Origin of the sequence: Klebsiella sp. SWET4, assembly GCF_024296565.1 — a bacterium.
Lineage (GTDB): Bacteria > Pseudomonadota > Gammaproteobacteria > Enterobacterales > Enterobacteriaceae > Klebsiella > Klebsiella variicola.
Genome location: NZ_JANCOB010000012.1, coordinates 96,598 through 115,073, shown reverse-complemented (window position 1 = coordinate 115,073; position 18,476 = coordinate 96,598). Strand labels below are relative to the sequence as shown.

The 18,476-nt window shown below is 57.5% G+C and carries 18 protein-coding genes; 11 read left to right on the top strand and 7 right to left on the bottom strand.

Annotated features, from left to right (window positions below):
- Positions 1-38 precede the first annotated feature (38 nt).
- Complete coding sequence (locus NKJ21_RS22765; RefSeq protein ID WP_040971095.1) at positions 39-1,205, bottom strand: L-dopachrome tautomerase-related protein; 1,167 nt, start codon at positions 1,203-1,205, stop codon at positions 39-41.
- 129 nt (positions 1,206-1,334) lie between these two features.
- Here NKJ21_RS22765 and NKJ21_RS22760 point away from each other — a divergent pair, with 129 nt between their 5' ends.
- Positions 1,335-2,282, top strand: a complete 948-nt coding sequence (locus NKJ21_RS22760) for a LysR family transcriptional regulator (RefSeq protein ID WP_012543179.1) — start codon at positions 1,335-1,337, stop codon at positions 2,280-2,282.
- 270 nt (positions 2,283-2,552) lie between these two features.
- The gene (iraM, locus tag NKJ21_RS22755; protein WP_254733230.1) at positions 2,553-2,906 is read left to right on the top strand and encodes an anti-adapter protein IraM; all 354 of its coding nucleotides are present in this window, start codon (positions 2,553-2,555) and stop codon (positions 2,904-2,906) included.
- 38 nt (positions 2,907-2,944) lie between these two features.
- On the opposite strand, the gene NKJ21_RS22750 is transcribed toward iraM, so the two are convergent.
- From NKJ21_RS22750 to NKJ21_RS22740, 3 genes are read right to left on the bottom strand one after another with little or no spacing between them, the layout of a single operon-like run.
- Positions 2,945-3,706 carry an inositol monophosphatase gene (locus NKJ21_RS22750; protein WP_023339416.1) on the bottom strand — a complete coding sequence of 254 codons (762 nt, stop codon included), beginning with the start codon at positions 3,704-3,706 and terminating at the stop codon, positions 2,945-2,947.
- 10 nt (positions 3,707-3,716) lie between these two features.
- Positions 3,717-4,730 carry a LacI family DNA-binding transcriptional regulator gene (locus NKJ21_RS22745; protein ID WP_023323471.1) on the bottom strand — a complete coding sequence of 338 codons (1,014 nt, stop codon included), beginning with the start codon at positions 4,728-4,730 and terminating at the stop codon, positions 3,717-3,719.
- Positions 4,727-5,497: an MBL fold metallo-hydrolase gene (locus NKJ21_RS22740; protein WP_012543176.1), complete on the bottom strand. Its 771-nt coding sequence runs from the start codon at positions 5,495-5,497 to the stop codon at positions 4,727-4,729. Before NKJ21_RS22740 ends, NKJ21_RS22745 begins: the two co-directional genes overlap by 4 nt.
- Positions 5,498-5,659: 162 nt before the next feature.
- On the opposite strand from NKJ21_RS22740, the gene NKJ21_RS22735 reads away from it, so the two are divergent.
- Genes NKJ21_RS22735 through NKJ21_RS22720 form a run of 4 tightly spaced genes read left to right on the top strand, consistent with a single transcriptional unit; the run spans position 5,660 to position 9,608 of the window.
- Complete coding sequence (locus NKJ21_RS22735) at positions 5,660-6,691, top strand: ABC transporter ATP-binding protein (protein ID WP_046881708.1); 1,032 nt, start codon at positions 5,660-5,662, stop codon at positions 6,689-6,691.
- A gap of 29 nt (positions 6,692-6,720) precedes the next feature.
- Positions 6,721-7,860 carry an extracellular solute-binding protein gene (locus NKJ21_RS22730; protein ID WP_008807278.1) on the top strand — a complete coding sequence of 380 codons (1,140 nt, stop codon included), beginning with the start codon at positions 6,721-6,723 and terminating at the stop codon, positions 7,858-7,860.
- Between the two features lie 60 nt (positions 7,861-7,920).
- Entirely contained in the window at positions 7,921-8,754 is an 834-nt protein-coding gene (locus NKJ21_RS22725; RefSeq protein WP_254733228.1) for an ABC transporter permease, read from the top strand.
- Positions 8,751-9,608: an ABC transporter permease gene (locus NKJ21_RS22720; RefSeq protein WP_012543174.1), complete on the top strand. Its 858-nt coding sequence runs from the start codon at positions 8,751-8,753 to the stop codon at positions 9,606-9,608. The genes NKJ21_RS22725 and NKJ21_RS22720 overlap by 4 nt, the downstream gene beginning before the upstream one ends.
- 46 nt (positions 9,609-9,654) lie before the next feature.
- Here NKJ21_RS22720 and NKJ21_RS22715 read toward each other — a convergent pair whose 3' ends face one another.
- Positions 9,655-9,936 (bottom strand): YjcB family protein, encoded by a 282-nt coding sequence (locus NKJ21_RS22715; protein ID WP_008807275.1) that lies wholly within the window; start codon positions 9,934-9,936, stop codon positions 9,655-9,657.
- Between the two features lie 508 nt (positions 9,937-10,444).
- Here NKJ21_RS22715 and NKJ21_RS22710 point away from each other — a divergent pair.
- On the top strand, positions 10,445-12,049 hold the full coding sequence (locus tag NKJ21_RS22710; RefSeq protein WP_008807274.1) for an EAL domain-containing protein: 1,605 nt from the start codon (positions 10,445-10,447) through the stop codon (positions 12,047-12,049).
- On the opposite strand, the gene soxS is transcribed toward NKJ21_RS22710, so the two are convergent.
- A complete protein-coding gene (soxS, locus tag NKJ21_RS22705) occupies positions 12,034-12,363 on the bottom strand; it encodes a superoxide response transcriptional regulator SoxS (protein WP_004151738.1) in 330 nt (109 codons plus the stop codon). The genes NKJ21_RS22710 and soxS overlap by 16 nt on opposite strands.
- Before the next feature lie 84 nt (positions 12,364-12,447).
- Between soxS and soxR the strand changes: the two genes are divergently transcribed.
- The 4 genes from soxR (at position 12,448) to NKJ21_RS22685 (ending at position 17,368) form a co-directional block, all read left to right on the top strand.
- Positions 12,448-12,906: a redox-sensitive transcriptional activator SoxR gene (soxR, locus tag NKJ21_RS22700; RefSeq protein ID WP_004206331.1), complete on the top strand. Its 459-nt coding sequence runs from the start codon at positions 12,448-12,450 to the stop codon at positions 12,904-12,906.
- A gap of 259 nt (positions 12,907-13,165) precedes the next feature.
- Entirely contained in the window at positions 13,166-13,834 is a 669-nt protein-coding gene (locus tag NKJ21_RS22695) for a glutathione S-transferase family protein (RefSeq protein ID WP_110202586.1), read from the top strand.
- Positions 13,835-14,224: 390 nt separating this feature from the next.
- A complete protein-coding gene (locus tag NKJ21_RS22690) occupies positions 14,225-15,574 on the top strand; it encodes an NCS2 family permease (RefSeq protein ID WP_008807272.1) in 1,350 nt (449 codons plus the stop codon).
- A gap of 147 nt (positions 15,575-15,721) precedes the next feature.
- Positions 15,722-17,368 (top strand): Na+/H+ antiporter, encoded by a 1,647-nt coding sequence (locus NKJ21_RS22685; protein ID WP_012543172.1) that lies wholly within the window; start codon positions 15,722-15,724, stop codon positions 17,366-17,368.
- 162 nt (positions 17,369-17,530) lie between these two features.
- On the opposite strand, the gene NKJ21_RS22680 is transcribed toward NKJ21_RS22685, so the two are convergent.
- Positions 17,531-18,412 (bottom strand): LysR family transcriptional regulator, encoded by an 882-nt coding sequence (locus NKJ21_RS22680; RefSeq protein WP_072125551.1) that lies wholly within the window; start codon positions 18,410-18,412, stop codon positions 17,531-17,533.
- Positions 18,413-18,476 lie beyond the last annotated feature (64 nt).

Below are 18,476 nucleotides of genomic sequence, written 5' to 3'. Positions count from 1 at the left end.
AACGCAGGCAGGTCCAACGGGCCTGCCTGCCGTGTGGATCAGGGTTGCACCACTTTCCAGATGGTATATTTCTCTTCTCCCGGCTTTACCGCCTGAGCGAAGTGTTGGTTCAAATGGCTGGCGGTGAACATTACCGCGCCATCCGGGCCGATAGTCGGCGTATCGGGCCAGTACACGCGGTCGTCAGCGGCCAGCAGGGTGAACCGCCCGCTCTGCGGGCGATAACGGACAATACCGTTATGGGTCACATCGGTGATATAGAGTGCGCCATGCTTATCGACCACGATCCCATCGCTATTCCCGCCGACCTCACCCGCGGTACGGATGGCCGCGGCGAGCTGGCGTTCGTTCATCGCGGGATCGCGCAGCGCGGCGGTGGCGATGGTCCGCGCCGTGGTACCGGTGGTGACCGTCCAGTAGAGGGTTTCCTGGTCCGGTGACAGCGCAATACCATTGATACCAAGCATAATGGGGTTGCCCGGCCAGACCGTTTCCCCATGTGAAACCACCTGCAGACCGGCAACCGGCATCAACGCCGGGTGCTGGTTCAGTACCCGGCGGACCGTCCCACGGTTAGCATCCGCGACGATCAGTCCGGTCTGATTGTCCGGCGCGCTGCGCAGGCCGCTGTCGGCGATATACGCCACCCGGCGCGCCTCATCGACCACAATATCGTTGAGGAAGCTTCCTTCCCGGTCGGCGACGCTGTCGAGCGGAATACGCTGCACCAGATGACCGTCGCTGAGCGCATAGATCATGATTTTTTGCGCCCCCGGCGGCGCCGTCTTTTCCCCTGCGACAAAGCCCTGATCTAACGCCCATAGCCAGCCGTTGCGGTTATCGACGTAAAAGCCCAGCACATTGCGCAGGTGCGTGCGGGGATCGGCGCTGATGCTGTTGGCCGCGGTGGACGGAAAGGCGGTGAGTCGTGCCGGGCCGCTCAGGGACTTGGTATCGAGCAGGCTGAGCGTGGCGGGCGCCTGGGTCGAAATCAGACGTGGGGTGCTAACAAATGCCCGACCGGCGGCGTCAAAGTGCAATCCTGCGATGGGCGCATTGACGGAATGCGCATCGACGCGCTGCTGCCAGGTGACCCCGGTATAACTGCGCCATAGCGCCAGATGGGCAGGGGCGTCAGGCCCGGCCGCCAGTGCGGTCTGCCCCAGGGACAGCAGGCCGAGAACGAAGAGTGAAAAACGATGCATCATGGTCTCCAGAAAGCAGTAAAAAAGAGGGGCAGATGGCCCGGTTAAGCCTCGGTAAACGATTTTATTAAATCCCTTCGGGAAGATAAGATGCCTGGAATGACAATCATTTGTTCTCTGGAGAACCAAATGGCCCGGCGGTTTGATTATCTTGCGGATGTAGAAGTCTTTCTGGCGGTGGCCGAGCGCGGGTCGTTTACCGCCGGCGCGGTGGCGCTGTCGTCGACGCCGTCGGTGTTAAGCCGGGCCGTCACCCGTCTTGAAACGCGTCTGGGGTGCCAGCTGCTGCGCCGCTCCACCCGGCGGATCAGCCTGACCGAGGCCGGAAGCGCCTATCTGAGTCAGGTCCGCCAGGCGTTTGAGGTGCTGGATAATGCCGAACGGGAGACGCAGGGGCAAAAAGGGGCGTTATCCGGGCGCGTTAAATTGAGCGCCCCCACCACCTGGGGACACTATCGTTTGCCCGCCCGGCTGGCGTTGTACCGTCAGTTGCACCCCGACGTACAGATTGAGCTGAATATTACCAACCGTAATGTCGATATTATCGCTGAGGGCTTCGATCTGGTGGTGCGCCAGGGACATTTACCCGACAGCGGCCTGGTGGCAAAAAAGCTGGAAGATGCGGCGCTATGTCTGGTGGCCTCGCCGGCCTATTTACGCTCGACAGCGAGACCGCTGAGTAAAATAGCCGATTTGCGCCATCATTCATGCCTGACATTTATTATGCCGGCAACGGGAAAAGTCGCCGAATGGGTATTTCGTGAGGATGGCCGGGATATCAGCTGGCTGCCGACGTCATCTCTGCATGTCTCCGATGATGTGCTCGGGGTGGTCTCGCTGGCCCTGCAGGGGGCGGGGATCTGTCAGAGCTATGCGTTTATTGTGCAGGAGGCGATCGCGCGCGGGGAGCTGGTTCCTGTTCTTCCGGCGTTCGCCGGACGTTCACGGCCTTTCTCGGTGCTTTACCCGCCGCATAGAAGCCAGTCAGCCGCTGCCCGGGCATTAATTACCCTGCTGACCATGCCAGCCGAGGCGCTGGCGACGCTGTGCGCGACATTACCTGATGCCTATGGCTGAGGGCTCATCCACAAGGACTAAGACGTTTTGTCAATTATGTTTATATTATCTTATTTTTTATTATATTTTCTTTTCTGTGGTTAATTTATTTCTTTTTTTATAGAGGTTAACCATTAATCTCTTGATGAAAAATTAAGGTTACCGATAATGGGTTACGTTGTTAGGAATTGTCTTAAGTCACATAATTGTCAGGTGTGCTTGCAGTTTATAATGATGGATGCTATCACTATATAAGGTAATAATTTGTAGCATCTTTTATAAGGAAGGAATATGAAATGGACAATTCTTAATACTCTCATCTGCCCGCAATCCGGCATCGCCTTTTCAGCAATATCCAGCCTGCGTTTCTTAAAATTTATTATGTGGTACGAGGCCGATGTGATACTGCTGCTCGGCGAGTCGATGAAGCTCTATTCCTCGAGAGTTTTAATTAATGACCAGTATCATTCATTAAAAATCTACAATATTACGGTGTACGACGAGGCGCAGTGGGAGAAATTACGCGAACGGCCATCTTGCCCGTATCAGGCTGGCGGCAAGCAGTCTGACTCCTGTTTTTTCCAGTCCTTTTGCGCGATTAAGCGCTGCCCGAATAATATTCCGCGCGGTGAACCCTGGCGTTAGCCCGAGAAAGCCGCCGGTCGGCTACCGGCGGCGCGATGTTATTTGACCAGCAGGGCGGCCATTCGTGGCTGGACGCTTGCGCAGCCGGCGAGGACGAGGTTGCCTTGCCGCAGCCCTTCATTGGCGAGAAATGCATTGCACGTTCCGCCCGCCTCCTCAATCAACAGCATGCCCGCCAGCGCGTCCCAGCTGTTCATATGCGCTTCAAAATAGCCATGGATCTGACCGGCAGCGACATGCGCCAGCATCAGGGCGCCTGCGCCAAAACGGCGATACTCCAGGCCGGCGTCGAGCAGCGTGTCGATGGCCCGGGCATAGTCGCTGGCCGGGGCGCGGCTGGAGCGCCCCATGCCGATCACCACCGCGTCGGGATCCGGTTCACGCAGCGTCAGGCGACGACCGTTGAGAAACGCCCCTTCGCCGCGGCCGGCGAAGAAAAACTCATTGCGATCGGGGGCGTAGATGATGCCGAACGAGAGTTCGCCCTGGCACACTCTCGCCAGTGAGATGCACCAGTAATCCATGCCAAGGATAAAGTTGGTGGTGCCATCCACGGGGTCAAGCACCCAGACGGTGTGCTCATCGCCTTCGAAACCGCTCTCTTCACCGAGGAAACCCTCCTGCGGAAAGTGCGCCTTCAGCCACCCTTTAATCTCCTGTTCTACCGCGAGATCTGCTTGCGAAACAAAGTCCTGGCGCGATTTTTTATCGACCTGCAATCCCGCATCGCGCAGCGCCTGGGCGTGGGCGCCTGCCTGGCGAATCAAGGCGCATAATGACTCTCGTTGTGCTTCCGTCATGGTCTTGCTCTCAGATAATAAAGGGCGACGTGCGCCGGTGAATTAATGTCACCTCCACCCAGGTGGTGCGTGAAGGTTGTAAAGGGTCGACGGTGCGCTCCTGCAGCCGGGCGAGGGTCTGGCGGGAGATCGCCGCCACATCCTGATGTAGCGTGGTGAGCTGGTAGCTATATTGCGCGGTCGGCGGCGTGTTATCAAAACCAATCAACTGATAATCCTCAGGCGCCTGTTTGCCGCGCTGGCGCATTCCATCGAGAAAGCCGCAGGCAATCTGGGCGTTAGCGCAGAAGATCCCCTCCAGCGCCTCGTCGGCGAGCGCCGCGGCCTGAAACCCGCCCGTATAGCCCTCTTCCGGGCAGGCGAGGATCGCCAGATTGCGTTCGACGTCCACTCCGCGCGCCTGCAGTGCCCGGCTGAATGCTTCCCCACGCATGCGCCCGGCCCAGGTGGAAGGTGAGTGGTTGAGCCAGCCAAACCGCCGGCAGCCGCTGCGCAGCAGCTGGTCGGCCGCCAGTTCGGCGCCGGCGACGTTGTCAGAGCAGACATAATCCACCCCGGGTATCGTCGGCTGGCGGTTTATGCCCACTACCGGGATATGCTGCTGGACGCACTCATTCACCAACGCCTCCGGCGGCTGGCCGGAGGTGACGATAACGCCTGAGACGCGAAACTGCGTGAAACGGCGCAGGGTGTGCGCCAGGTCCTGCTCGCTGTGGATCTCGCTCACCAGCGCCTGAAAGCCCTGGCGCTGGATCTCGTTGAGCAGGGCATCAAGCAGGGCGCTGCGAAAAGGATCGCTGATGCGCGAGACGATCACGCCGATTAAGTGGCTGCGCTGGCGATTGAGCCCCTGGGCAAGAAAGTTAACCTGGTACCCCAGCTCTTCGGCGGCGCGCAGCACCCGCGCCCGGGCGTCGGGAGAGATGCTGCCGTTGCTGCTCAGCGCGCGTGACACCACCGCCCGCGAGACGCCGGCCAGTCTGGCCACATCCTGGGCGGTGACGCTGGGTTTACGTGGGCTCATAGGGCATGCGCCTCATCGGCGAATGCGGGACGCGGCAGCGTAAAGTGGTCCCCATCCTGCGACACGAATAATCCCTGCCACGGCTGACAGGCTTGCTTCAGCGCCGACAGGGCGGCGTCCTCGCAGTGATAGAGCCCCAGCGCCGGGAGCTGCAGCGTTCTGAACAGCATCAGGCAGGAGGGGAAATCGCCATGAGAAGCATCGTCGTCAAGGGCCGCCACTGAAGCACACTCCTGAAACGCCAGCCCAGCGCCGGCCATCAGGGCTATCGAGTCGGCGGTTGGCCGGCCATCGCCGCTGTAAAACAGCGTCTGCCCGGCAATGGTGATGCGGATGGCGCGATTACTCAGCTCATGCTGGGTGGCGGCGGTGCGGATCTGCCAGTCCTGCCACGTCCAGGCTTCGCGGCATTCCTGCCAGTCGATGGTGAAACCAGGGTCCGCCTGAGGCCAGTTCGCCAGCGCGGCCAGCTGCATGAGCACCGGCTGCTGCGCTGGCTGGCAGTAGATAATCAGCGGCTTCTGACGGGAGCCACTTTTCCAGTAATTCAGCAGCGCCGTCAGACCGGTACAGTGATCCGGATGGACGTGGGTGAAGTAGATTGCGTCAATATCATTGACCCCACCGCCGCGCTGCCAGAGTGCGCGGGGAACGGTGGGGCCGCAGTCGATTAACCACTGTTTGTTGTCCGCGTCGATCACCCGCAGCGCGGAGGTATTTTGCGTGCAGGAAAAGGCGCTCCCGCAGCCAAGCACATCTATTTTCATTGACCCTCGCCAAAATTTTTTGCCGCTTAATTAAATTGTCATAAATACCCGACAAAGTAGGCTCACATCATGTCGAGTTAACGTTGCATTTTTTTTACAGCCAAATGAACACGTGTTCACCTTGCTAAAAAAATGCCGCAGCAGCGCTTTCAGGTAGCGAATATGAGTTATTTACAGATCACCGGCCTTAAAATTAGTTATGGCGATAACGTGGTTTTACATAATATCGATCTGGCGGTCGAGCAAGGGGAAATGATTGCCCTGCTGGGTCCGTCGGGATGCGGAAAAACCACGCTGCTGAACGCGCTCTGCGGCTTTATTCCGGTGCAAAGCGGCGAGATGGCGATTGCCAGTCGAGCGATCACCCATCTTGCGCCGGAGCAGCGCAATATCACCATGGTGTTTCAAAGCTACGCCCTGTGGCCGCACCTGACGGTAGCGCGCAATATCGGCTATGGCCTGAAGCTGCGCAAATGGCGCGGGGCGGATATCGCGCGTCGGGTGGCGGAGCTGCTGCGAATAGTGAATCTTGAGGGACTTGGCGAGGTGAAAGTGACCGAACTGTCGGGCGGTCAGCGGCAGCGGGTGGCGCTGGCGAGAGCCCTGGCCATAGAGCCCCAGGTGCTGGTGCTGGATGAGCCGTTATCTAATCTGGATGCCAAAGTGCGCCTGAATGTGCGCCATGAAATTAAATCTCTGCAAAAGAGACTGGGTTTCACGTCATTAATTGTCACCCACGATCAGCAGGAAGCTTTAGTGATGGCGGACCGCATTGCGGTATTAAATCAGGGGCGTATTGAACAAACTGGCACCCCGGAACAAATATATCAACATCCTGCGACGCCCTTCGTCGCTGATTTTATGGGCGCCGATAATAAAATAACCTCCGGTGAATTATCCGCTGCCGCAATATCCGGTTTATCCGCCGCTCAGCAGGGGGAAAAAGTTATTTATTTTCGCAGCGCTGATGCCGCGCTCGCTGAATTAACGCAGCCTGCGCCGCAGGAGGGACTTGCTCTGGAGGGCGTGGTGGAGCAAAGCGCGTTTCTGGGCAATCTGTATCGCCACAGCGTGCGCTGTCATGACCGCCTGCTACTGGCCGATGCCGCGCAGTGCTGGCCGACAAAAAGCCGCGTTCGGCTCCATGTGCCAACGCCGGCCCTGCATATTTTTCCTTTACCACTATCACAGTGATATCAGCGTGTTCATTCTGGGGACAATCCATGTTGACTAAGACGAAAGCAGCGATCGTAACGACCCTCTTCCTGAGCCTTGGCGCACAGGCCGACACCATTCTGAATGTCGCCACCGCGGGCGATCAGAATATGGTGGATTATGTAAAAACCTGGCTGGGGCCAAAATTTGAAGCCGCTCATCCCGGCGTCAAGGTGCGGGTGATCGGTACCGGCCCCGGCGACGCCGGGTCGAATAAAATTAGCGAGAAGCTAACGGCCCAGCAGGAGAGCGGCGCGCAGCAGTGGGATATCGACGTCGCGGTAGTGCACCAGAAGGCGGGCGGTGAGCAGGTGGAAAAGGGATTATTGCAAAAATACCGTCAGGATATTCAGACCGGCGGCATGGTGAGTTCGCCGAGCGCCACTCAGGCGCTGGGCGTTAACGTCGACGGATACGTCATGCCGATGTTCTTAAGCCAGACCGCTATCGCCTGGAACAGCGATCTGCTCAGTACCCCACCGGCGTCGTATGACGAGCTGGTGGCCTGGACGCAGAAACATCCGCAGGCTTTTGGCTATAACGGCATCAAGAACGGCATGTCCGGCGTCAGCTTTGTGGTGGGCTGGATCTACGCCTACGGGACCGACGCCCAGCGTCTCTCCGCCGGGCCCTATGATAAAAGCGTCGAAAAAGGCTGGCAGCAGGCCTATGAGAAGCTGAAGGCGTTCAATAAAAACGTAACTTTCACCCCGGGCAACGCCGGGACGCTCGATATGCTGAGCCGGGGGGAAATCGCCATGGGCCCGGTGTGGGTCGATATGTTCTATAGCTGGAAAGATCAGGGCAAGCTGCCGCCCTCGATCAAGCTTGCTTTACTGGCGCCGGGTATGCCGGGTCAGCCGATGTATTACGTCATCCCGGCGAAGGCGGCGAATCCGCAGCTGGCGCGCGACTTTATCGCGCTGGCCACCAGCCCGGAAGTGCAGGCGCAGGGGATCGTTAAGCAGTTTAACTGGTATCCGGGCATCGACGCCGGGCAGGTGAAGCCGAAGCTGGATACGGCGACCTGGCAAAAGCTGTTTGCCGAAATCTCGCCGGAAGCGCTGGCAAAGTATGGCAAAAGCTTCCCGATCGCTCCCTATTTTGACGACATCAAAGAGGGTTACGAAAGCCAGGTGGCCAACTAACGCCTTCTCTCGCCCGGGTTGTCGGCCCGGGCGCTTTCTTGTGTTGACGCCAGGTGCATTATGTCCAGTTCATTAAAATATCTGCTGCTGGTTGCTCCGGCGGCGCTGATGATCGCGATCCTGTTTTTGTATCCGCTGGGGTTTTCGCTGGTCTCGGCGTTTACCGCGCCGGGACAGCCGTTCACGCTCGATCACTTCCGCAAGGTCTATGCGCTTTACGCCAGTGATGTGCTCTTTTCGCTGATTATCGTACTGGTCTCAGTGGCGCTGTTAGCGCTGATCGCCATTACCCTGTCGGCAGTGATTGCGCTGTCACCGTGCCGACCCGTTGTGCGTCTGCTGGGTTTTTTGTATCGCTTACCGCTGTTTATTCCGTTTATTGTCATCGCCCAGATGATGCGCACTTTTCTCGCCAAAAATGGCCTGATGAACAATGCGCTGGTGGCGGCCGACCTGGTCACACCGCTGGAGACGCTCTCCTGGCTGGGATGGAAAGGGATAGTGATCACCTTTGTCTGGAAGCAACTGGCCTTTGCCACGCTGCTGATCTGCGGGGCGATGGCAGCGCTGGAGTCGTCGCAGATCCTTGCTGCGCGTAACCTTGGCGCCTCCCGGCCGCGGATCCTGTTCGATATCATGCTGCCGCAGGTTCTACCGACCATCGGCGTGGCGCTGGTGCTGTCGACGGTGACCATGATGTCGGTGCTGTCGGTACCGTTGATGATCGGCGTCGGAACGCCGACGATGCTGACGGTGGATATGGCGTTTCGCGTGAATTCCTATGGCGATTACGCGGTGGCGAATGCGCTGGGTGTGGTGTCGCTGGCGATCTGCGGCGCGCTGTCGTGGTTTTACCTGCGCCACAGCCTGCAGCAAAAAGGAGGGGAATCATGAAAGCGCTGACTCTCGCCTCATCCCCGTCATGGTGGATAAAAGGGCGCCGTAAAGTGCGCGCCAGCCTGGCGCTGCAGACCCTGCTGCTGCTGTTTATGCTGCTGGCGATGTTTGGCCCGTTGCTGAACCTGTTGATCTGGACCGTAGCGGAAAGCTGGTATTTTCCCCATTCGCTGCCCAGTCAGTGGGGTTTGAAGTACTGGTATCAGGTTTTCAATCCATACAGCGATGTGTCCGGTTCGCTGTTAACCAGCGTGTTGATCGCCCTGTTATCGGTGGGGGTCTGTTTGCTGATTTCCGTCCCCGCCGGCTATGCGCTTTCCCGGCGGAAAATGCCGCTGCGGGTGCTGTTTATGCTGCTGTTTCTCATCCCGCAGGCCTTTCCCAACCTGACGGTATACATGAATGTTGCCCGATTGTTTTATCAGTGGGGATTGAACGGCAGTATCGCAGGGGTGGTACTGGTGCATAGCGTTCACGGCCTGATGTATTCGGTGTGGATCTGTATGGCAGCCTTCTCATCCATCGACCCGCTGCTGGCGCGGGCGTCGCGTAACCTTGGCGCCGGACCGGTATATACCTTCTGGCACATTGTGCTGCCGCAGGCGGCGCCGGGGATCGTTGCCGCCAGCATCTTCGTTTTTCTGGAGTCGCTGGATGAGTTTACCGGCACCTTCTTTGTCGGCGCGCCGGATATCACCACGCTGCCGCTACTGCTCTATAACGCCAGCATGTCGGGTAACTATCAGGTCTCGTCGATTACGGCGCTGATTTTGCTGGTGCCATCGCTGCTCTTTATGGTGGTGATCCATAAATTTATGCGCCCGGAGATGATGGCGAAACTGGGGAAGTAAGGACCGTAGAAAACGAAAAAGCTTCCCGGTGGGAAGCTTTTTAACCTCAGGTCATCATCATTGGCCATTCTGGCGGCGTCTGACTCATGACCTCAATCATCACATCTTTGATATTACCCCAGATTTTTGCGATATCGATCAGGGTGATGCCCAGCAAACCGGTGGCGAACCAGCAGGCGGCGGCAAGGCCGAGGCAGCTGCAGATCACTGCCAGACCGGCATAATCGCTTTTCCGTAACTGGATATTCAACGAGCTGGCGAGAAACATCAGTACCGCGCTCACCAGGGGCCAGCGCAACAAAACGACACTGGTAGTAATGGAAGCCATTAACCTATCCTCAAAGAAAGTCGGGGAGCCATGGATGACCTGGCGCGACTGACGATGGCATAGCGCTCTGGTCTCGACTGGCAAACTAGAGAGTGATGAAACGTCATTTCTGTTTCATCAACTTGTGTGAACTATATCACACTTGGTGCTTTATTCGCCAGCCAAAAAATGAGCTTTCGCTGCGCTGAATAAGCTTTGATTTTGTGTGGATATAGGTAAGCAAAACCCGATTATCTTATTTTCATTCTCTTGCTAATGATTATTATTCTGCGGGTTTTATTACCAGTTCCTGTTTATTACACGGAGAAACCGAGTCAGATGCGCGTCTATTCTTAATCTGACGAGAATATCTTTCGAATACCTGATAAATAAGTATTATTCAACACCACCAGCTGAAAAGCTGACGCCCTGAAGGGCTGGCAGATATCTGCTGATGTCTATCGCAGTCGCGATTGCTAACGTGTTCGGGCTACCTTAATTAAGGCATATCGCATGGATGAAAGCGTAAATGGCTGACAGTGCGCCGCATAAGGCGCTCAGACTTGTCGGAATGGGGCTGGTTATTTTATTGCCGGTGATGTTGGCATTGTGGTTTGCCCAGCTGCGGGCCAAAGCCGAAACCATTGATCAATTGCACTCATTTTCGCAGCTGGCGCTGCAAAAAACAGAAATGGTCATCCGGGAAGCGGATCAGGCGCGGTTTAAAGCCAGCCAGTATCGTGGTGAGCTATGCTCAGCGGAGCACCAGCGTTATTTACTGCATATTGTTCGCGGTCTGCTGTATGTAGAAGATCTGATCTACGCCAACGGTCAGCGCTTTATCTGTTCAACGTCCGCTCATCCCGAGACCGGCTGGCGGATGCCCGCGGCGAATTACACCAAAAAGCCGGATGTGGCGATTTACTACTATCGGGATACGCCGTTTTACCCGGGCTTTGCCATGAATTATATGCAGAAGGGGCCCTATGTGGTGGTGGTCAACCCCTACTCGTTCAGCTCGGTGATTGCCAGCGACCGCGATTTAGCCTATGGCGTTTTCGATACTAAAACCAACCTCTTTTTCTCGCTGAGTAATAATGTTGAGCCCGCCGAACTCCAGGCGTTAATTCGCGAAGGCGATGCTTTTTTTAATCAGAATGGTCGGGTGTATACGATAGCTCGCTCCGCTATCCGGCCGATCGCGGTCATCATGTCCACCTCCCGGGCCAGCTACTACCACAACTTCTGTGACCAGGCGAGCCTGACGCTGCCGCTGGGGATCATTTGCAGTATTTTACTGGTGCTGGTGTGGACACGAACCCGCCGCCAGTATCACTCGCCGCGCAATATGCTACAGCGGGCTCTGAGCTGCCGCCAGCTGCGGCTGCACTACCAGCCGATTATCGATATTAAAAATAACCGCTGCGTCGGGGCGGAGGCGCTACTGCGATGGCCGGGGTTTGATGGCCCGGTGATGAACCCGGCGGAGTTTATCCCGCTGGCGGAAAATGAAGGCATGATTGCCCAGATCACGGACTACGTGGTGGACGAGTTGTTTTATGAAATGGGTGAGTTTCTTGCCAGCCATCCGCAGCTGTATGTGGCGATCAATCTCTCTGCGTCCGATTTCCACTCGGCGCGGCTGATTTCCCAGATCAGTGAGAAAGCGCACAGCTATGCGGTCTGCATCGGACAGATCAAAATCGAAGTGACCGAGCGCGGGTTTATCGACGTGGCGAAAACGACGCCGGTGATCCAGGCGTTCCGCGAAGCAGGCTATGAGATTGCGATCGATGATTTTGGTACCGGCTACTCGAATCTGCATAATCTGCACGCGCTGAATGTCGATATCCTCAAAATCGATAAAACCTTCGTTGATACGCTGACCACCAACAACACCAGCCATCTGATCGCTGAGCACATCATCGAGATGGCGCGCGGGCTGCGTTTAAAAACTATCGCGGAAGGGGTGGAGACCCCGGAGCAGGTAAGCTGGCTCTACAAGCGCGGCGTGCAATTTTGTCAGGGCTGGCTGTTTGCGAAAGCCATGCCGGCGCGGGAGTTTATGCAGTGGTTAGCGAATGCTCCCACGCCCATAAGCAGGCCTCAGCCGCCGCGTCACGCGGAGATCTGATGGCGGTAGTCGCTGGGAGTGCGGTCGAACTCGCGGCGGAACACCCGGGAGAAGGTTTGCTGCGAGACGTAGCCCAGATCCATCGCGATATCAAAGATAGGTCGCTGAGTGGTTCGCAACGCTTCCGCCGCCAGCAGCAGGCGGCGCTGACGAATATAATCACCCAGCGTCTGATGCATTACGGTACGGAACATCCGCTGCAGATACCATTTCGAGTATCCTGACTTTCTGGCGACTATATCAATGTTAAGTGGTTGATCGATATGTTCATCAATCCATTCAATCAGTGTTTGAATAATATCCTGATGGGACATAAAGCGGCCTCTCTCAATTCTCGATTCGTCGTTTTGTCTGCGGGCGAGTATAATTCCTCAAGTTAACTTGAGGTAAAGCGCTTTATGGAAAAGAAATCACCCCGCATCAAAATGCTGCTGACGCCCGGGGAAGTGGCAAAACGAACCGGCGTGGCGGTCTCGGCTCTCCATTTTTATGAGAGTAAAGGCCTGATCCATAGCCAGCGGAATGCCGGCAACCAGCGGCGCTACCGGCGCGATGTCCTGCGCGCGGTGGCGATTATCAAAATTGCGCAACGCATCGGCATCCCGCTGGCGACCATCGGCGACGCGTTTGGCGTACTGCCGGAAGGGCACAACCTCAGCGCAAAAGAGTGGAAGATGCTGTCATCGCAGTGGCGTGAGGAGCTGGACCGGCGTATTCATACCCTGACGGCGTTGCGCGACCAGCTCGACGGCTGTATCGGCTGCGGCTGTTTATCACGGCGCGACTGCCCGCTGCGCAACCCGGGCGATAAGCTGGGGGAAGAGGGGACCGGCGCCCGGCTGCTGGAAGAGGAGTAATAAAACTAAAGCGCCACAACTGGGCGCTTTAGTTGTTTTCCGGTCTTTGTCTTTCGCATTATCTCGCTGGTTCACGAGAGGGTTTCCCCCGACATCGACGTCCCTCAGTATTGCGCAATCTGTTGATGGAGGTTCCGGTTTGCGTCGACACTTTAACTATGGCAGCTGCTGCCATTTTTTCCTTACTATTTTGCCGAAATTTTCCCGGCAATGAGCGCCTGTTCCTATAGTTAATTTGAACAAACCACGGGAGAGGCCCATGCTGACGGTACACCATCTTAATCAATCACGATCGCAACGCGTACTGTGGGCACTGGAAGAGCTGCAGCTGCCTTATCAGATAGTCCGCTATCAGCGGGAAAAGTCGATGCTGGCGCCGGCGGCGCTGAAGAAAATCCATCCGTTGGGGAAATCGCCGGTGCTGGAAGACAACGGCTATGTGCTGGCGGAGTCCGGGGCCATTCTCGAGTATTTGCAGGAGACCTGGGACAGCGGCGGGCTGCTGAAGCCGCAGGCGATAGAGGACAAACTGCAGTACCGCTTCTGGCTGCACTATGCCGAAGGCTCGCTGATGCCGCTGCTGTTAATGAAGCTGGTGTTCGCCAGCCTGGGTAAACCCCCTGTGCCCTTTGGCGTCCGCTCGCTGGGCGCCCTGCTGGGCAAGGGCATTCAGAAAGCGTGGCTGGATCCCCAGCTGGCCACCCATGCGCGGTTTATTGACGACCATCTTGCCACGCGGCCATGGTTTGCCGGCGAGCGACTGAGTATGGCCGATATCCAGATGAGCTTCCCGGTGATGGCGCTGTTGGCGCGCGGTGGCGTGCATGACCTTGTCCATATCGAGGCCTGGCGACAGCGGGTGGAGCAGCGTCCGGCCTGGCAGCGGGCCATCGAGCGCGGCGGCCCCTTTTCCTTACCCGGCGCCTGAGGTATCAGCGGATCCGATGACGCCGACAAATGAAAGCAACTCACTAAAAATTTGTTAGCGGATTGCGCATAGACGATAACGTTTGCGCATCGTCTGGTTATTTTCTGCTCGTCATAAGCGAAATTTAGCGAAATACGATAAACATCGGTTGAAAAGGGTTATCTAAAGGCCGGATAATCGTTTGCCTTTCTGTTTTGCTCCCTCTTTTTTCTGCTATCCTGGGGGAGGAGATAAGGTTGACACACCGTAGTGTATGCGCGGAGTTAAACGTTTGCTTTTTTGCAGCCCCCCTGGCGCTGCGATTCGGTACAAGGAGATCGCGTTTAACTGGCAGTGGAGGGTCCACCACGCATATCAACGAACAATAAAAATTTTCAGGGGAAGTTTTCTATGTCTACGCCTTCAGCGCGTACCGGCGGTTCATTAGACGCCTGGTTTAAAATTTCGGCGCGCGGTAGCACCGTGCGTCAGGAGATTGTTGCAGGTCTTACTACCTTTCTGGCGATGGTTTACTCCGTCATCGTGGTGCCGGGCATGCTCGGTAAAGCGGGCTTCCCGCCGGCCGCGGTGTTTGTCTCGACCTGTCTGGTGGCGGGCGTTGGCTCGCTGGTGATGGGGTTATGGGCAAATCTGCCGATGGCTATCGGCTGCGCCATTTCGTTGACCGCCTTCACCGCCTTTAGCCTGGTGCTGGGGCAGCAGATCAGTATTCCGGTGGCCCTCGGCGCAGTATTCCTGATGGGTGTCCTGTTCACGGTGATTTCCGCGACCGGCATCCGCAGCTGGATCTTGCGCAACCTGCCGCAGGGCGTGGCGCATGGTACCGGGATCGGGATTGGCCTGTTCCTGCTGCTGATCGCCGCCAACGGCGTTGGTCTGGTGATCAAAAATCCGCTGGACGGTCTGCCGGTGGCGCTGGGCAAATTTGCCAGCTTCCCGGTGGTGATGTCGCTGATTGGCCTCGCGGTGATCATTGGTCTGGAAAAAATGAAGGTGCCGGGCGGTATTCTGCTGACCATTATTGGCGTGTCGATTGTGGGCCTGATTTTCGATCCGAACGTCCATTTCTCCGGTATTTTCGCCATGCCATCCCTGAGCGATGATAAAGGCAACTCGCTGATCGGCAGCCTCGACATCATCGGCGCGCTGAACCCGGTCGTGCTGCCCAGCGTGCTGGCGCTGGTGATGACGGCGGTCTTTGACGCCACCGGTACTATCCGCGCGGTGGCCGGCCAGGCAAACCTGCTGGACAAAGACGGACAGATCATCAACGGCGGTAAAGCGTTGACCACCGACTCCCTGAGCAGCGTCTTCTCCGGTTTAGTTGGCGCGGCGCCAGCGGCAGTGTATATCGAATCGGCGGCGGGTACCGCGGCTGGCGGTAAAACCGGTCTGACCGCGGTGACGGTCGGTGTCCTGTTCCTGCTGATCCTGTTCCTCTCCCCGCTCTCTTATCTGGTACCGGCCTACGCGACCGCGCCGGCGCTGATGTACGTCGGCCTGCTGATGCTGAGCAACGTGGCAAAAATCGATTTCAACGACTTCGTTGACGCGATGGCTGGCCTGATCACCGCGGTGTTTATCGTGCTGACCTGTAACATCGTGACCGGCATCATGATCGGTTTCGCTACCCTGGTGATTGGCCGTCTGGTCTCCGGCGAGTGGCGCAAGCTGAACCTCGGTACGGTAATTATCGCCGTGGCACTGGTGGCGTTTTACGCGGGCGGTTGGGCGATTTAAACCCTTCGTGCTCCTCACGGGCGGCTCAGGCCGCCCGTTTTATTTTTAAGCCACATCCTGTTTCCATTTGCGTTAATCTGGGTAGCGTATGATTCACAGGCACGACGCCTCACAGGTATAAAAGAAAACGCAGCAAACAGGGAACACATGGAAATATTCTTTACCATCCTCATCATGACCCTTGTGGTCTCACTGTCCGGGGTAGTGACGCGTGTACTGCCCTTTCAGGTTCCACTCCCACTGATGCAAATCGCCATTGGCGCGCTTCTGGCGTGGCCGACCTTCGGTTTGCACGTTGAATTTGATCCAGAGCTGTTTCTGGTCCTGTTTATCCCGCCGCTGCTGTTCGCCGACGGCTGGAAAACGCCGACCCGTGAGTTTATTGAACACGGGCGGGAGATCCTTGGTCTGGCGCTGGCGCTGGTGGTCGTGACGGTGGTCGGCATCGGCTTTCTGATCTACTGGATTGTGCCTGGCATTCCGCTGATCCCGGCGTTCGCGCTGGCGGCCGTACTCTCGCCGACCGATGCCGTGGCGCTCTCCGGCATCGTCGGGGAAGGGCGGATACCGAAAAAAATCATGGGCATTCTGCAGGGGGAGGCGTTAATGAACGACGCCTCTGGTCTGGTTTCGCTCAAGTTTGCCGTCGCGGTGGCGATGGGCACTATGGTCTTTACCGTTGGCGGCGCGACCGTAGAATTTCTGAAGGTGGCGATCGGCGGCGTGCTGGCCGGGTTTGTGGTGAGCTGGTCGTATGGCCGTTCGATGCGTTTCCTCAGCCGCTGGGGCGGGGATGAACCCGCCACGCAGATTGTCCTGCTGTTCCTGCTGCCGTTTGCCTCCTATCTGATTGCCGAACATATCGGTGTCTCCGGTATCCTGGCGGCGGTGGCGGCGGGGATGACCATCACCCGTTCCGGCGTGATGCGTACCGCGCCGCTGGCCATGCGTCTGCGCGCTAACAGCACCTGGGCGATGCTGGAATTTGTCTTCAACGGCATGGTCTTCCTGCTGTTGGGCCTGCAGCTGCCGGATATCCTCTCCAGCTCGCTGGTGGCGGCGGAAGCTGACCCCAACGTCGAGACCTGGATGCTGTTTACCGACATCATCCTGATCTATGCCGCGCTGATGCTGGTGCGTTTTGGCTGGCTGTGGTCGATGCGTAAGCTTAGTCAGCGCTTCCTGAAGAAGAAACCGATGGAGTTTGGCTCCTGGACCACCCGCGAGCTGCTGATCTCCTCTGTGGCCGGGGTGCGCGGGGCGATTACCCTCGCCGGTGTGCTCTCGATTCCGCTGTTGCTGCCGGACGGGAATGTTTTCCCGGCGCGCTATGAGCTGATTTTCCTCGCCGCCGGGGTGATCCTGTTCTCGCTGTTCGTCGGGGTGATAGCGCTGCCGATCCTGCTGCGCCACATTGAATCCAGTGACAACGTGCAGCAGCGGAAAGAGGAACGGCTGGCGCGCGCAGCGACGGCAGACGTGGCGATTGTGGCGATCCAGAAGATGGAAGAGCGGCTGGCGGCGGATACCAAAGAGAATATCGATAACCAGCTGCTGACCGAAGTCAGTTCGCGGGTGATCGGTAACCTGCGCCGCCGCGTCGATGGTCGTAACGACGTGGAAACCTCTATGCTGGAGGAGAGTCTGGAGCGTCGCTTCCGCCTGGCGGCGCTGCGCTCTGAACGCGGAGAGCTGTATCATCTGCGCGCCACCCGGCAGATCAGTAACGAGACGCTGCAGAAGCTGCTGCACGATCTCGACCTGCTGGAAGCGCTGTTAATCGAAGATCAATAACCTGTAATCCGGATAGCGCGACGCTTATTCGGTCTACTGGCGAGACTGCAGTAAATGTGTCGCCCCGGTAAGCGTTAGCGCGACCGGGGGAAACCCGGGCAGCGGCGCAAGCGCTTGACCCGGGCTACCCATTCCTCTGCGAAACGCGTTGTCACCAGGGAATTATTCCAGCCAGAACGCTTTACTGCACGCCAGCCAGGCCTCAGCGCTGCGCGACATATACACGCCCTCCCGCCAAATCATCCCCAGCTCCCAGCGCAGCTCGCTTTGCAATGGGATCCAGCAAAAGTTCTGCGGGTCGAGACGCTGGCAAATCGGCTCGGGCAGGATCGCCACGCCAATGCCGGCCTGCACCATCGCGGCGAGAAAATCCCACTGGCCGCTGCGCACCGCGATACGCGGCTTTACGTCATGCTCGGTAAACAGGCGCATCAGCTGCTGGCTGAGGGCAAATTCTTCGTTGTAGATGACCAGCGGATACGCCGCCAGCTCGGCCGGCGAGAGCGAGGTCACGCCCTCCCACGGCGCGGTTCTTGGCGTCAGGACGCACAGCGGGTGGTTGAACAACGGCAGGGTGGTGAGGTGGCTACCCTCTTCGATGGGCAGGGCGGTCATCGCCATATCGAGCTCGCCGTTGCTGACCGCCTGCTGGACCGTCAGGCCGCCAAACTCGGCGATTTTCAGCTCGACGCCCGGGTAGCGCTCGCGGAAGCGGCTGATCGGCTCCGCCATCAGCATTCCGACCATCGGTGGAATGCCAAGCCGCAGCACCCCTTTATTCAGGTGGTTGATATCGCTCAGTTCTGACTCCAGCTGGCTGAACTCGCCAAGGATCGCCTGGCCGCGTTCAAAAACAACGCGCCCGGTATCGGTGAGCAGCAGTTTACGGCCATCGCGGATCAACAGCGTGCAGTTCAGTTCATCTTCGAGATTTTTGAGCATCTTGCTGATGGTGGGCTGTGTGACGAACAGCTTTTCCGCCGCGCGAGTAAAACTCTGCTGACGAACCACTTCAACGAAATAGCGCAGCGTTCGGATATCCATAATTATTCCCTGAGACTATACCTGCGATGATTTTAATTCATTTCTGTCCGCGTCGGCGGCTCTC

Bases quoted from the DNA above. Each gene is read 5' to 3' on its own strand.
- NKJ21_RS22765 (WP_040971095.1), bottom strand. From the start codon at position 1,205: ATGCATCGTTTTTCACTCTTCGTTCTCGGCCTGCTGTCCCTGGGGCAG.
- NKJ21_RS22760 (WP_012543179.1), top strand. From the start codon at position 1,335: ATGGCCCGGCGGTTTGATTATCTTGCGGATGTAGAAGTCTTTCTGGCG.
- iraM (WP_254733230.1), top strand. From the start codon at position 2,553: ATGAAATGGACAATTCTTAATACTCTCATCTGCCCGCAATCCGGCATC.
- NKJ21_RS22750 (WP_023339416.1), bottom strand. From the start codon at position 3,706: ATGACGGAAGCACAACGAGAGTCATTATGCGCCTTGATTCGCCAGGCA.
- NKJ21_RS22745 (WP_023323471.1), bottom strand. From the start codon at position 4,730: ATGAGCCCACGTAAACCCAGCGTCACCGCCCAGGATGTGGCCAGACTG.
- NKJ21_RS22740 (WP_012543176.1), bottom strand. From the start codon at position 5,497: ATGAAAATAGATGTGCTTGGCTGCGGGAGCGCCTTTTCCTGCACGCAA.
- NKJ21_RS22735 (WP_046881708.1), top strand. From the start codon at position 5,660: ATGAGTTATTTACAGATCACCGGCCTTAAAATTAGTTATGGCGATAAC.
- NKJ21_RS22730 (WP_008807278.1), top strand. From the start codon at position 6,721: ATGTTGACTAAGACGAAAGCAGCGATCGTAACGACCCTCTTCCTGAGC.
- NKJ21_RS22725 (WP_254733228.1), top strand. From the start codon at position 7,921: ATGTCCAGTTCATTAAAATATCTGCTGCTGGTTGCTCCGGCGGCGCTG.
- NKJ21_RS22720 (WP_012543174.1), top strand. From the start codon at position 8,751: ATGAAAGCGCTGACTCTCGCCTCATCCCCGTCATGGTGGATAAAAGGG.
- NKJ21_RS22715 (WP_008807275.1), bottom strand. From the start codon at position 9,936: ATGGCTTCCATTACTACCAGTGTCGTTTTGTTGCGCTGGCCCCTGGTG.
- NKJ21_RS22710 (WP_008807274.1), top strand. From the start codon at position 10,445: ATGGCTGACAGTGCGCCGCATAAGGCGCTCAGACTTGTCGGAATGGGG.
- soxS (WP_004151738.1), bottom strand. From the start codon at position 12,363: ATGTCCCATCAGGATATTATTCAAACACTGATTGAATGGATTGATGAA.
- soxR (WP_004206331.1), top strand. From the start codon at position 12,448: ATGGAAAAGAAATCACCCCGCATCAAAATGCTGCTGACGCCCGGGGAA.
- NKJ21_RS22695 (WP_110202586.1), top strand. From the start codon at position 13,166: ATGCTGACGGTACACCATCTTAATCAATCACGATCGCAACGCGTACTG.
- NKJ21_RS22690 (WP_008807272.1), top strand. From the start codon at position 14,225: ATGTCTACGCCTTCAGCGCGTACCGGCGGTTCATTAGACGCCTGGTTT.
- NKJ21_RS22685 (WP_012543172.1), top strand. From the start codon at position 15,722: ATGGAAATATTCTTTACCATCCTCATCATGACCCTTGTGGTCTCACTG.
- NKJ21_RS22680 (WP_072125551.1), bottom strand. From the start codon at position 18,412: ATGGATATCCGAACGCTGCGCTATTTCGTTGAAGTGGTTCGTCAGCAG.